Annotated in this window: 9 protein-coding genes; 4 read left to right on the top strand and 5 right to left on the bottom strand. The window is 67.1% G+C overall.

Features of this window, described 5'->3' with window-relative positions; genetic code table 11:
* Positions 1–88 precede the first annotated feature (88 nt).
* A complete protein-coding gene (locus tag MWN34_RS00780; RefSeq protein WP_247025726.1) occupies positions 89–2,194 on the bottom strand; it encodes a molybdopterin-containing oxidoreductase family protein in 2,106 nt (701 codons plus the stop codon).
* 466 nt (positions 2,195–2,660) lie between these two features.
* On the bottom strand, positions 2,661–4,535 hold the full coding sequence (locus tag MWN34_RS00775; protein ID WP_247025725.1) for an ABC-F family ATP-binding cassette domain-containing protein: 1,875 nt from the start codon (positions 4,533–4,535) through the stop codon (positions 2,661–2,663).
* Between the two features lie 191 nt (positions 4,536–4,726).
* Here MWN34_RS00775 and MWN34_RS00770 point away from each other — a divergent pair, with 191 nt between their 5' ends.
* On the top strand, positions 4,727–5,419 hold the full coding sequence (locus MWN34_RS00770) for an aquaporin (RefSeq protein ID WP_247025724.1): 693 nt from the start codon (positions 4,727–4,729) through the stop codon (positions 5,417–5,419).
* Between the two features lie 132 nt (positions 5,420–5,551).
* Here MWN34_RS00770 and MWN34_RS00765 read toward each other — a convergent pair whose 3' ends face one another.
* Positions 5,552–7,015: a catalase gene (locus MWN34_RS00765; RefSeq protein WP_247025723.1), complete on the bottom strand. Its 1,464-nt coding sequence runs from the start codon at positions 7,013–7,015 to the stop codon at positions 5,552–5,554.
* A gap of 123 nt (positions 7,016–7,138) precedes the next feature.
* Between MWN34_RS00765 and MWN34_RS00760 the strand changes: the two genes are divergently transcribed.
* Positions 7,139–8,032 (top strand): hydrogen peroxide-inducible genes activator, encoded by an 894-nt coding sequence (locus MWN34_RS00760; protein ID WP_247025722.1) that lies wholly within the window; start codon positions 7,139–7,141, stop codon positions 8,030–8,032.
* A gap of 296 nt (positions 8,033–8,328) precedes the next feature.
* On the opposite strand, the gene MWN34_RS00755 is transcribed toward MWN34_RS00760, so the two are convergent.
* A complete protein-coding gene (locus MWN34_RS00755) occupies positions 8,329–8,550 on the bottom strand; it encodes a hypothetical protein (protein WP_247025721.1) in 222 nt (73 codons plus the stop codon).
* A 781-nt stretch (positions 8,551–9,331) separates the two neighbouring features.
* On the opposite strand from MWN34_RS00755, the gene ndk reads away from it, so the two are divergent.
* Entirely contained in the window at positions 9,332–9,754 is a 423-nt protein-coding gene (ndk, locus tag MWN34_RS00750) for a nucleoside-diphosphate kinase (RefSeq protein WP_247025720.1), read from the top strand.
* Between the two features lie 461 nt (positions 9,755–10,215).
* Positions 10,216–10,914 (top strand): TerC family protein, encoded by a 699-nt coding sequence (locus MWN34_RS00745; RefSeq protein WP_247025719.1) that lies wholly within the window; start codon positions 10,216–10,218, stop codon positions 10,912–10,914.
* A 780-nt stretch (positions 10,915–11,694) separates the two neighbouring features.
* On the opposite strand, the gene MWN34_RS00740 is transcribed toward MWN34_RS00745, so the two are convergent.
* A complete protein-coding gene (locus MWN34_RS00740; protein ID WP_247025718.1) occupies positions 11,695–12,900 on the bottom strand; it encodes a porin in 1,206 nt (401 codons plus the stop codon).
* Positions 12,901–13,221 lie beyond the last annotated feature (321 nt).

Raw genomic sequence — 13,221 nt, 5'->3', positions numbered from 1 at the left:
TTTGGGCGCGGCTGGCCGGCAGCCGCCAATGGTGCCCGGATGACGCAGCGGCGGCCGGATGGTTCCCGGCCCGCCGCTCTTTTCCGATTCAGGCGACCGCAGCCTCGTCGAGCCGGCGGATCCGCACGTGGTTGTCGTGCAGCGCCGCGCCGCCCACGGGAGCGACCGGATCGGCGCCTGTCAGCGTATTGATGCCACGCCCGCCCTCATGCGCGCCGTTCGGCCAGATCGATTCCGCCACCACCACGCCGCGTCGCACGCCCTCGAAGATCCGGGCATGCAGGATCACCGCGCCGCGCGGGCTCTCCACCTCCACCCGGTCGCCACACGCTATGCCCAGCGGCGCGGCGTCTTCGGGGTGCAGCATCAGCTCGGGACGCTTCTCGCGGTTGAGCGAACTCGGCGTCTCGGTGAAGCTGGAATTGAGGAAGGAGCGCGCCGGCGAGGTCACCAGCCGGAAGGGGAAGGCCGCCGTCGCCTCCTCGATCACCGCCCAATGGTCCGGGAAGGCCGGCATGTCCGCGACCGGTCCCATCTTGGACGGAGCGGCATAGGGCACCTTCGGCCAGTTCGGCTTCAGGCGGAATTTGCCGTCGGGCCAGTTGAAGCCCTTCACATAATGCGCGGTGTCGAAATCCGGCTGCACGTCGATGAACTTCGCCTGCTCCAGCTCCGCCAGCGTGCCGCGTCCGCTCGCCTGCAGCAGCCAGTCGATATGCGCGCGCGGGCTCATCGCGAAGCCGGGATGTTCGGCGCCGAGACGCTGCGCCAGCGCCGTCACCACATCGTGGTTGGAGCGGCATTCGCCCGGCGGCTCGACCAGCTTGGGGCCGAGGATGACGTATTGGTTGCCGCCGGCCTGATAGATGTCGTCATGCTCGACGAACATGGTGGCCGGCAGAACGAGGTCCGCCATCTTCGCGGTCTCGGTCATGAACTGCTCATGCACCGCGACGAACAGGTCCTCACGCGCGAAGCCGCGGCGCACGCGGGTCTGGTCGGGCGCGATGGTGACCGGGTTGGTGTTCTGGATCAGCATGGCGGTGACCGGCGGCCCGCCCGCCAGCGCCTCGCGCTCGCCGTCGAGGATGGCGCCGATGCGGGACTGGTCGAGCTGGCGCACGCTGGTGTCCAGCACGTCGCTGCCGTCGATCATGGTCTTGCGCCAGCCGAAGATGGCGCCGTTGGTGTGGAAGGCGCCCCCGCCTTCATATTGCCAGGCGCCGGTCACGGTGGGGATGCAGGTCACCGCATGCATGTTCACCGCGCCGTTGCGCGAGCGGGTGAAGCCGTAGCCGGCGCGCACGAAGGTGCGCTTGGTCCGCCCGATCGCATGGGCGAAGGCGACGATCTCCTCTGCCGGCATCCCGGTGATCGTCGCCGCCCAATCCGGCGTGCGGGTGGAGAGGTGCGCCTCCAGCCCTTCGGCATCGTCGGCATGGCTGGCGAGATAGGCGCGGTCCGCCATCCCGTCGCGGAACAGCACATGCATGATCGCCGCCGCAAGCGCGCCATCGGTGCCCGGGCGGATCAGGATTGGCATGTCCGCCTGCTCCATCGAGGGCGAGCGATAGACATCCACCACCGCGATCTTCGCACCCCGCTCCTTGCGGGCGCGGATGGCGTGGGTCATCACATTGACCTGCGTGGCGACCGGGTTGGTGCCCCAGATCACCACGAGGTCGGCCTTGGCCATCTCGCGCGGGTCCGGCCCGGCAAGGCGCCCGGTGCCGGCGAGGAAGCCGGACCAGGCCGGATTCACGCAGATCGAGGAGAAGAAGCGCGAATATTTCTTGGCGTGGGTCAGCCGGTTGAGCCCGTCGCGCATCACGAGGCCCATGGTGCCGGCATAGTAATAGGGCCAGATCGCCTCCGCGCCGTGGCCCTGCTCGTCGGTCACGAACCGTTCGGCGATGAGATCGAGGGCGTCGTCCCACGCGATGGGGGCGAAGTCGCCGGAGCCCTTCCCGCCCACCCGGCGCATCGGCTGCGTCAGCCGACCGGGATGGTTCACCCGCTCGGCATAGCGCGCGACCTTGGCGCACACCACGCCGGCGGTGAAGGTGTTGGCGCTCGACCCGCGCACCCGCCCGATGCGTCCGCCGGAGATGTCGATCTCCAGCGCGCAGGTGGACGGGCAATCATGCGGACAGGCGGAATGGCCGGTGCGGGCCGGCGCGACGTGCTGGTTCATTCAGATGCGCTCCTGCCGCGCAGTGTAGTGATGTTTGTGCAGAAGCGAAGGGGGTGCAGTGCAGGATGCGCCCGCGCACGCTGCGCGCGGTTTGTGCCGGCAGAGACATTGCGGAACGGGTGGATGGGAACGAGCCGCCGCCTGTCGCCGCGCGCCGTTCTTACCCTCTCCCCATTGGGGAGAGGTGGCCCGCGCAGCGGGTCGGTGAGGGGGCGGACGCTGGGAGGAAAGGGATCGCGGCGGCCGCCAAGGAAGCCCGGCCCGGGAGCCCGGCCGCAGCCTCCCCTCACCCTACCCCTCTCCCCCACGGGGAGAGGGGATCGCGTTGCTCACGCGGGGAGGGTCTTGCTCACGCAGGGAGGGTCTTGCTCACGCGGCGGGGGGTCTTGCTCGCTCCCGCGGGCATGCCCTCGCCGCCTAACGCGCCTTTCCTGCCCTCGCTACACGGAGAGAGGGAGCGAGCCCCTCACCGCGCCTGCGCGTCCTCCAGCTCGGCGGAAAGCTCCAGCCATGTCTCCTCCAGCCGGCCGAGCTTTTCGACCAGCTCGGCACGCTGCGTGGCGAGGCGGGTCGCCTTGGCAGGGTCCTTCACATAAAGCTCCGACGCCGCCAGCTCGGCGTCGAGCGCGGCGATCTCCTTCTCCGTCTTCGCCACCGCAGTCTCGGTGTCCTTCAGCTTCTTGCGCAGCGGCGCGGTTTCGGCGCGGCGCTCGGCATTGGCCTGCCGCTCGGCCTTGCGCTCGGAGACCTGCGCGAGCTTGGTGCCGCCGGTGCCGGGACCGGAGAGCACCTCGCGGCGATAATCGTCCATGTCGCCGTCATAGGGCGCCACCGTACCGCCGCCGACCCTCCACAGCCGCTCGGCGCAGGCGTCGAGCAGCGAGCGGTCGTGGCTCACCAGAATGACCGCGCCGGGAAAATCGTTGATCGCCTCCACCAGCGCCTGCCGGGCGGCGATGTCGAGATGGTTGGTCGGCTCGTCGAGGATGAGCAGATGCGGTCCGTGGAACGCGGCGAGCCCCAGCAGCAGCCGCGCCTTTTCGCCGCCGGACAGCGCCGCGATCTTCGTGTCCGCCGCCGCGCCGGAAAAGCCCATCTCGGCGACACGCGCACGGACTTTCGCCTCGGGCGCGTCCGGCATCAGGGTGCGGACGTGATCATAGGGGGTCTGTTCCGCGATCAGTTCGTCGAGCTGGTGCTGGGCGAGATAGGCGACCTTCAGCCCGCTCGCCCGCACCATGCGGCCGCGCTGCGGGTCCAGCCGCTCGGCCAGCAGCTTGGCGAAGGTGGACTTGCCATTGCCGTTCGGTCCCAGCAGCGCGATGCGGTCGTCATGGTCGATTCGCAGATTGAGGTTGCGCAGGATCGGCTTTTCCGCCTCATAGCCGGTTGCCACCCCCTCCAGAGCGATGATCGGCGGGGACGGGATCCGCTCCGGGTGGCGGATCGAGATGGAGGCCGGCTCCTCGCCGGGAATATCCTCCAGCGGCGCCATGCGGGCCAGCGCCTTGAGGCGGGACTGCGCCTGCCGGGCCTTGGTGGCCTTGGCGCGGAACCGCTCGACGAAGCTCTCCATGTGCTTGCGCTTTGCGTCCTGCTTGGCGCGCTGCTTCTGGTCCAGCACCAGCTTCTCGCGGCGCTGGCGCTCGAAGGAATCATAGCCGCCGCGCCACAGCGTGAGCTTCAGCCGGTCAAGATGCAGGATGTAGTCGACCGAATGGTTCAGCAGGTCGCGGTCATGGCTCACCATCAGCACGGTGTGCGGATAATGGGCGAGGTAGTCCTCGAGCCAGAGCGTGCCCTCGAGGTCGAGATAATTGGTCGGCTCGTCGAGCAGCAGGAGGTCCGGCTCGGCGAACAGGATGGCGGCCAGCGCGACGCGCATGCGCCAGCCGCCGGAGAACTCGGAGGACGGGCGGGCCTGCGCCGCCTCGTCGAAGCCGAGGCCGGCGAGAATGCGCGCCGCCCGCGCCGGGGCGGAATGGGCGCCGATATCGGTGAGGCGCATCTCGATCTCGGCGATGCGCACCGGATCGGACGCGCTCTCGCGCTCGGCCATCAGCCGCGCCCGCTCCGTGTCGGCGGCCAGCACGATGTCGATCAGCCGTTCCGGCCCCGCCGGTGCCTCCTGCGCGACCTGCCCGATGCGCGCCCGCGCCGGCAGGCGGATCGCACCGCTCTCCAGCGGCAATTCGCCGGTGATGGCGCGGAACAGCGTGGTCTTGCCGGCACCGTTGCGCCCGACGAGGCCGACGCGCGCGCCGGTGGGCAGGGCGGCGGAAGCGTGGTCGATCAGGAGCCGGCCGGCAAGGCGCAGCGAGATGTCGTCGAAGATGATCATGTCCGGTCTTGTGCCGCGCGGCCTGCAGGCTGGCAAGGCCTCGCCGGGGGACGACTCGCTGCGAGAAGCTTCCCCCAACGGTGCCGAACCTCCACTACCGGATATGTAGGAGCACCGGCGGTACGGACCTACGCTGCTCCACGCCCCGGCCCCGGCGGCCGTCACATGGGGCAACTGGAGTGAGGAAGGTCATGAAGATTTTCATTGCGGAGTTCATCGGCACCGCCGTGCTGGTTCTCATCGGCTGCGGCTCGGTGGTCATCACCGGCTTTGCGGGGGCGTCTCCGGTCTGGTTCCTTGCGGTCGCGCTGGCGTTCGGCCTGTCGGTCACGGCGATGGCCTATGGCATCGGCCATGTGTCGGGCTGCCACATCAATCCCGCCGTCACCATCGGCGCATGGGTCGCGGGGCGGCTGCCGGGGGCTCTGGTGCCGGGTTATATCGTGGCGCAGTTCCTGGGCGGGCTGGCCGGAGCGCTCATTCTTTCCGCCATTCTCGGCGGCAAGATCGGCGGCTTCGACGTCGCGACCGCGGGCCTCGGCCAGAATGGCTGGGGACAGGGTTATGGCGGCGGCTTCGGACTCGGCGCGGCGGTGCTGACCGAGCTGGTCGGCACCTTCATCTTCCTTGTCGTGATCCTTGGCTCCACCAGCAAGGCCGGCATCACCCCGGTGGCGGGCGTCGCCATCGGCCTGACGCTGGCGATCATCCACATCACCTTCATCCCGGTCACCGGCGTCTCGGTGAACCCGGCGCGCAGCTTCGGGCCGGCGGTGCTGGTCGGCGGACAGGCGTTGTCGCAGCTCTGGATGTTCATCATCGTGCCGCCGATCGGCGCGGCACTGGCCGGGCTGCTGTTCCGCACCGGCGTACTGGAGGGCTGAGTGCCCCTGAAAATGGAACGGGCGGCGGAAAAATCCGCCGCCCGCCCGCGCGGTTCCGGTGGAGGGAGGGCTGATTGCCGGGACCACACCTCGTGGACGCGGCCCGTGCGGGCCGCGTCTGTTCTCAAACCATCACTCGGCCGCCTGGGCCTCGACCGAGAGGCCGAGGCGGCGGGCGACGCCTTCGCCGTAGCGCGGATCGGCCTTGCTGAAATGGGCGATCTGCCGCTTGAGGATGAACTCCGGCACGCCGCCCATGGAGGCGACGAGGTTGTCCATCAGCCGCTCGCGCTGCTCGTCGTTCATCAGCCGGAACAGGTTGCCCGGCTGGGTGTAGTCGTCATTGCCGATGCGGTGGTCGTAGCGCGCCGCATCGCCCGAGATCTTCAGCGGCGGCTCGGCGACCGCCGGATTCTCAGCCGCGCCGTCGAACGAGTTGGGCTCGTAATAGGCGTCGACATTGCCGGTCTTCGGCTCGAAGAACCGCATGGCGCCGTCCTTGTGGTAGTGATGGACCGGGCATTTCGGGGCGTTGACCGGCAGCGCCTCGTAATGCGTGCCGAGGCGATAGCGGTGGGCGTCGGCATAGGAGAAGATGCGCGCCTGCAGCATCTTGTCCGGCGAGAAGCCGATGCCGGGAACGATGTTGGAAGGCGAGAACGCCGCCTGCTCGACCTCGGCGAAATAGTTCTCGGGGTTGCGGTTCAGCTCCATCACGCCGACCTCGATCAGCGGATATTCGCCATGCGGCCACACCTTGGTGAGGTCGAACGGGTTGTAGGAGGTCTTGTCCGCATCCGTCTCCGGCATGACCTGCACATAGACGGTCCATTTCGGGAAATCGCCGCTCTCGATGGAGGAGAACAGGTCTTCCTGCGTGGATTCGCGGCTGCGGCCGACGACCTCGGCGGCTTCCGCATTGGTCCAGTGCCGGTGGCCCTGCTGGGTCTTGAAGTGGAACTTCACCCAGAACCGTTCATTGGCGGCGTTCAGGAACGAATAGGTGTGCGAGCCGTAGCCGTTCATGTGACGGATATCGGTCGGAATGCCGCGATCCGAGAACAGGATGGTGACCTGGTGCAGGCTCTCCGGGGAGAGCGACCAGAAATCCCACATCGCGGTCGGCGAGCGCAGGTTGCTCTTGGGATGGCGCTTCTGGGTGTGGATGAAGTCGGGGAACTTCAGCGGGTCGCGCACGAAGAAGACCGGCGTGTTGTTGCCGACGAGGTCCCAGTTGCCCTCCTCGGTGTAGAACTTCAGCGCGAAGCCGCGCACGTCACGCTCGGCATCCGCCGCGCCGAGCTCGCCGGCGACGGTGGAACAGCGCAGCAGCAGTTCGGTCTTCTTCCCGATCTCGCCGAAGACCTTCGCCTTGGTGAAGCGGCTGATGTCCTGGGTCACGGTAAGGGTGCCGAAGGCGCCCCAGCCCTTGGCGTGGACCACGCGCTCGGGGATACGCTCGCGGTTCTGGTGCGCCAGCTTCTCGACGAGCTGGTAATCCTGGATCAGGACGGGGCCGCGCGGACCTGCGGTAACGGAATTCTGGTTGTCGGCGATCGGTGCGCCGGCTGTGGTCGTCAGCGTCGGACGGGTCATAGCGGAGTCTCCCTCATGCGCCTGCCGCTTTCCCGGAGCGACAGGGCGGGGCGGAGTGTGGAGTGCAATTTTGATAAGATCAAATCAGATTGCCTCTCATCCACGATAAGTTAAACTTATCTCATGCTCACCCTTCGCCAACTCCGCTATCTCGACGCCCTCGCGCGTACCCGGCATTTCGGCCGCGCCGCGGAAGCCTGCGCCGTGACGCAACCGGCGCTTTCCATGCAGCTGCGCGAGCTTGAGGCTGATCTCGGCGTGCCGCTGATTGAACGCGGGCGCGACGGCGTGCGGCTGACGACGGCCGGACGCGATGTCGTGGAGCGCGGCCGCGCCATCCTGCTGGCGGTGGCGGACCTGCACTCGTCGGCGGCAGCGCATGGGCGAGTCCTCGACGGGCGGTTCCGGCTCGGCATCATCCCGTCCATAGCCCCCTTCCTGCTGCCGCGCCTGCTGCCCCTCGCCCGCAGGCGCTACGGCGCGCTGGAGCTGGTGCTGCGCGAAAGCCAGACCGACGTGCTGATGAATGAGCTGACCGATGGCGAGCTCGACGCCGTCATCATGAGCCTGCCGGCCGACCATGCCGATTGCGCCAGCGTGCGGCTGTTCTCCGATGCCTTCCTGCTCGCCGTGCCGGCCGATGCGCCGTTGGCGGATGGTCCGGCCCGGCCGGAGCAGCTCGAGCGCGACGATCTGCTGCTGCTGGAAGATGGCCATTGCCTTCGCGACCAGGCGCTGAAGGTGTGCGCTCATCTCGATCCGCGGCAGCTGCGCTCCTATGGCGCCACCAGCCTCACCACCATCGTGCAGCTCGTCGCCAACGGACAAGGCGTCACCCTGCTGCCGGAGCTGTTTCTCGACGCGGAAGGCGCGGTCGATCCGCGGGTGCGCGTGCTGCGCTTTGCCGAGCCGGAGCCGCGGCGCGAGGTGGGCCTCGTCTGGCGCCGGGCTGCCCCGCGCAGCGCCGACATCGCGGCGCTGGCCGATCTGGTTCGGGACTGCCGGTCGGAAGCCTGATTGTCGGAACCTGATTCGCCGACCTGGAACGCAGAAGGCCCCGACCGGACTTGACCGATCGGGGCCGACGCCGCGCCGGGGGTCGGCGAACCGACAGGGCGTCTTGCGTCGCCCTTTTCGCATCGGCGGTTCGAACGCGGCATGAACGGCCTGTTGGCCGACATTCATGATTAGGACGGCCCGTGAAAAGAAATGCCCCGGCTCCTTGGGGGGAGGAGCCGGGGCTTAAAAGGCTCGCGTGGGGCTTGGGGGAGTGGGGATGCCGCGAGCCTATTCCTGAAACTATGTAAAGCGGGTCAGTAGCAGACGGGACGTTCCACCTGGATCATCTTGCCGCCGCTCTGAACCCACCGGGTCTGCACCACGCAGTCGCCGGCGATGTCCTGCGCCAAAGGCGCTGCAACATCGACGACCTCGGTGCCGCGGTTGAGATAGCCCGTGGCGGATGCCGCCCCGGCGAAAAGCGCGAACGCGCAGGCGATGGAGGCAATGGCGCTGATGAAAACCGTCTTCAACATGGCTGTTCCCCTTCAGGCAATCTCCCGACGGGCTGCCGCCGGTTTTCAGTTCGTCATGACCAAACTCAACTCTGCACGCGGGATCCGGGCTGAACCCGGCGCTCTTTGCGGGTTCCGCTGATGGAATGTTCGAGAACGAGTGCGTTCACCGAATTTTCACCCTGTCCGTTTCCGCCCCGTTAACGTGTGGTGTCGCGGAAAGGTTCCAAGAGGTCTTCAGCTTTTTGTGATCGGTTGCGCTTGACTGTGCTCTCGATGCATCAGTCGGCAAGGATACACACCCGACGGGGAACCCGTCGCGGGGGGACGGACGCGAAGTCCATCTCCTGCTGCACGAAGCAATTTCGATAGCCTCCGGCGGCGGACTGCGCCGCCTGTGCCACCGCGGCACGGGCAATGCCGGCGCCGGAAGACGCCGCGGCGCCAAGACCCGCCAGCAGAAGAAGGGCTGCACACGCCAGAGCGGCACACCGTATGAAGCCAAGCCGACTGGACATGATCCATGCACGCACAGGCGCGGCTCCCGTTGAAGGCCCGCACGGGAACGCAACCGCCCTCCCCGCACCCGGCAGGCGCCTCTGGAAGGCGGCGCACCCGCGTTCCTCCGCAAGCCCTGCCCTGGATATGGGGCGCGAGATGTCGGCGGGCAGTGACCCGGGCACGGGGTCCGAGGCCCGCAGCACATCATCTTGTCGTGACCTTGCCGTGAACCGGGCCGCTCGCTATAAGCCGCCGCGACACCGTTCACCCATCCATCCCCGTCGTATCAAGGACGAACGTCATGGCGCTCGAGCGCACCTTTTCGATCCTCAAGCCGGACGCCACCAAGCGTAACCTGACCGGCGCCGTCAACGCCCTCATCGAGAAGGCGGGTCTGCGCATCGTCGCGCAGAAGCGCATGCTCCTCACCCGCGGGCAGGCCGAGACCTTCTATGCGGTGCACAAGGAGCGCCCCTTCTTCGGCGAGCTCGTGGACTTCATGATCTCCGGCCCGATCGTGGTGCAGGTCCTCGAAGGCGAGAACGCCGTCGCGAAGTATCGTGAAGTGATGGGCGCCACCAACCCGGCCAATGCCGATGCCGGCACCATCCGCAAGGAGTTCGCTCTTTCGGTCGGCGAGAATTCCGCGCATGGCTCGGACAGCCTCGACAACGCCGCGATCGAGATCGCCCAGTTCTTCGCGGGCAACGAGATCGTCGGCTGAGCTGCTGGCTGTTTCGCCGGCACTGACCTACCGTTCGCGCCTCGCTCCCATATGGGAGCGAGGCGTTTTTTGTGTACCGGCTATCCAGTGTCGCCAATGCCGGTTGCGATATCTCGCCATGTGCTTGGCAACGCAGTGCGCTCACTTGGATCAGCGGCCCGTTACGCCGCAATGCGGCAACGACATGCTGCGGGGCACAGCATGTCGCAGCGGAAATACTGCCGTAAAGGCATGGCCACCGCATGGATTATTATGTATGTTCCCGCTCATGGGCGCTGCGGGGGTCCGGCCACGGAGAAGTGGCCCGCAGCGGGGATGCCGTCATGGCGCGCCAAGGAGCGCCCGGGAGTGGGCCCGCCGGAGCCACCTCCTCTTGCCTCACCTGTTAAAGGCGCGCCATCGCCGCATGATGCGCAACTTGCCTCGTCCCGCGCGGGACGGGCGGTGAGGGAATTTACGACATGGATGCCACGCAGCCCCTGTTCTGGCTCGCTCTTCTCAAGATCATCTGGATCAACGTCCTGCTTTCCGGCGACAACGCCGTCGTCATCGCCATGGCCTGCCGGTCGCTGCCGGACAATGTGCGCCGCTGGGGCATGATCCTCGGCGCCGGCGTGGCGGTCGGCATGCGCGTGGTGTTCACCGCGGTGGTCGCCACCCTGCTCGGGCTGCCCTGGCTCAAGATCGTCGGCGCGGTGGCGCTGCTCTACATCGCTGTCGACCTCGTGCTGCCGGAGGCCGAGGACGGCGAAGGCGGCGTGAAGGCGCATGACAGCCTGTGGCGCGCCGTCGGCACCATCGCCATCGCCGATCTGGTGATGAGCCTCGACAATGTGGTCGCCATCGCCGCGGTGGCGGAGGGGAACTGGACACTCATCATCATCGGTCTCGTCATCTCGATCCCGATGATCGTCGCCGGCGCGGCGCTCATCATGTCGCTGCTCTCGCGTTTCCCCTTCCTGGTGTGGGCCGGCGCAGCGCTGCTCGGCTGGGTGGCCGGCGAGATGTTCATTTCGGACGTGAAGATCCACGAATGGTTCGGCGAGGAACTGAGCCACCGTCTCGAATATCCGCTCGCCGCGGCCGGCGCGCTCCTTGTCGTGCTGATCGGCTGGACCATCACCCGCATGCGCCGCACCGCGCACGAAGCCACCCGCTAAGCTTCTGCCGTCCCGGCCACGCCGGACAGCGCCCGCGACCCTCCGGTTGCGGGCGCTTTTTCATGCCCAGCACGCCCACGCCGCGGTCGATCGGGCGGTAAGGACGGGTGCGAGACGAGGCGAAGATGCCGCGGCGTCGACCTGTCCGGGCACCTCCGGTGGCCGGAAACGGCGACCGCATCCTCCCCTCTTTGCAATATATTCCAATGCCTTGCCGCGGGCTGCTGCTATCGTCCTGTAGCACCGCACACGGTTTCGGCGACCCGACGCCGGAGGGCGCCGGCCTCCGATCTCCTCCTGCCGCCTGATCCGCCCGAGCGAAACGCATCCAGGGCGGTCGGGTCCGCTGACAGCACGGATGTCGGGATGCCGGCATGGCCCCATCCGACGGCATCAGCCATTCGCGATCCCGAGCATCGCTCCCGCTTCCGAAGCGATCCGGCGCGGCGGAAGCCTTTTCGGACGATGCGTGACGGCGGGCGCCTGTGCGCAGAACGCCCCGACGAAGTCCCGGCATGCGAGGCCCCGGCACGAGCGACGTTCCTGCGCAACCGATAGGCGAAGCCGGCACGGCACAACGGCATCGGCCACGGATCGGCAACGGCGGTGGAGGCCGAACAGGCGCGGACGGACCAAGCTGCCGCCCCCTCCGCCTCATCGGCGCGGATCACCTGGCACCGGCGGGAAACGGGAAGCGGAACGCGACGTCACACTACACGCACAAAAGAAAAGCCCCGGCGCAAGGCCGGGGCTTCCCTTAGACAACGATCCGAGGATCGATCAGAAAGCGCGCTTCGCCGAGAAGGTGAAGCGGTCCTGGTCGGACTCGATCTTGGTGATCGGGCTCTCGGTGTACTTGTAGGTCGCGTTCAGGTGGTCGTACTGGGCCACGAGGGTGAGACCCTTAACCGGCTGCCAGCCGATGTTCGCGCCGACATTGTAGCCGGAGAACTTCACGGTCTCGGCATCCACGCCAGCGTAACGATCGGTCTCGGTGTAGCTGCCGACGATGCTGGTGAAGACGGTCGGGGTCCAGTAGTGCTGGAGAGCACCACCGGCGTACCAGCCGGAAACGGTGTTGCCGTTGGCATCAACGTCCGGGATGTAGTCGACGAGGCCGAGGTAGCCCGAAGCACCGTCGGCATAAGCGCCTTCGATGTACAGGGTGGTGGTCTCAGCGAAGTCGAAGCGAACGCCGGCCAGAGCCGCCCAGCCGCTCGAGTCGGTCGAAACCGGGTACGAGTCATAGTCCGGGATGCTGTGATAGGCGCCGGACACCTTGAACGCGCCCCAGGTGCCTTCATAGGCGAGGTTCGCGACGATATCCGGAACGGTCTGGCTCTCGGTGGGCTCACCGAAGGCGGTTTCAGCGGTCGAACGCGAGTAGCTGTCTTCGAGCGACACGGTCGCCGAGAAGCCGTTGCCGAAGTCAGCCGTGTAGGAGATCAGGTTCGGGGTCGTATCCGAGTAGTAGTTGCCCGGATCGATGCCGTACCAGAAGTCGCCGGCCCAGAAGTCGAAGGCCGAGGTGGCCTTACCGAAGGTGAAGCCCGCGAACTGGATGTAGGCGTACTTCAGGTCGAGCTTGCTGGCGCCGCCTTCATAGTCGTTGGCGCGGTAGTTGAAGCGCGCCTCGATGTACGAACGCAGGGTGCCGTACTCGGTCTGGGTGCGGGCATCCAGCTGAACCGCGGCGCGGGTCGCGAAGTAGGAGTTCGCATCGGTCTTGTCGGTGAACGAGCCGAAGCCGTCCGTGCGGTACTTCGTCTTGCCGCCGGAGATATAGGTATCGGCGACGATGTAGCCACCGACCTTCAGGCAGGTGTCAGTGCCGGGGATGTAGTAGAAGCCCGCGCCATAGGTCGAGCAGATCTTCACATACTCAGCGGCCTTCGCCTTCACAGGCAGATCGGCCGCCGCGGCAGTCCCGACCATCGCAAGCCCGGCAACCGAGCCGAGCAGCACATTCTTAATGACCGTCTTCACTTCATTCTCCCCCAAATTGGACCAATGTTGGGTTTTCAGTTGTCAGGACCCACCGCATGACGACCGCGGCATCCGAGGAGGATATTGTTTGAATCGATCCGGCGGCGCAAAGCCAAAGTGCCGGGGAAGCAGGCTCTGGAACCATTCGGCTACCGGGTGTTGCCCGTCGGTCACAATTTCGGGACCCGCCCTTCAGAGACTCCGGCGCCGCCCCGCCGACGCCGCGTCCATGTGTGAACAAAGGCTTAAAAGAGATGGGAAAAAGGCAGCCGGACCAAGGCTCCGCAAGGCTTTGACGGCGGCCTGTGGCGCGCGCGCCAT

It is taken from the genome of Ancylobacter crimeensis, assembly GCF_023016805.1.
Classification (GTDB): Bacteria; Pseudomonadota; Alphaproteobacteria; order Rhizobiales; family Xanthobacteraceae; genus Ancylobacter; species Ancylobacter crimeensis.
The sequence above is the reverse complement of the archived record's forward strand: the minus strand, read 5'-3'. Positions and strand labels throughout refer to the sequence as shown.

What these genes read in the sequence shown, in the direction of transcription:
- MWN34_RS00745 (WP_247025719.1), top strand. Translation starts at nt 10,216, where the DNA reads ATGGATGCCACGCAGCCCCTGTTCTGGCTCGCTCTTCTCAAGATCATC.
- MWN34_RS00780 (WP_247025726.1), bottom strand. Translation starts at nt 2,194, where the DNA reads ATGAACCAGCACGTCGCGCCGGCCCGCACCGGCCATTCCGCCTGTCCG.
- MWN34_RS00770 (WP_247025724.1), top strand. Translation starts at nt 4,727, where the DNA reads ATGAAGATTTTCATTGCGGAGTTCATCGGCACCGCCGTGCTGGTTCTC.
- MWN34_RS00765 (WP_247025723.1), bottom strand. Translation starts at nt 7,015, where the DNA reads ATGACCCGTCCGACGCTGACGACCACAGCCGGCGCACCGATCGCCGAC.
- MWN34_RS00775 (WP_247025725.1), bottom strand. Translation starts at nt 4,535, where the DNA reads ATGATCATCTTCGACGACATCTCGCTGCGCCTTGCCGGCCGGCTCCTG.
- MWN34_RS00755 (WP_247025721.1), bottom strand. Translation starts at nt 8,550, where the DNA reads ATGTTGAAGACGGTTTTCATCAGCGCCATTGCCTCCATCGCCTGCGCG.
- MWN34_RS00760 (WP_247025722.1), top strand. Translation starts at nt 7,139, where the DNA reads ATGCTCACCCTTCGCCAACTCCGCTATCTCGACGCCCTCGCGCGTACC.
- ndk (WP_247025720.1), top strand. Translation starts at nt 9,332, where the DNA reads ATGGCGCTCGAGCGCACCTTTTCGATCCTCAAGCCGGACGCCACCAAG.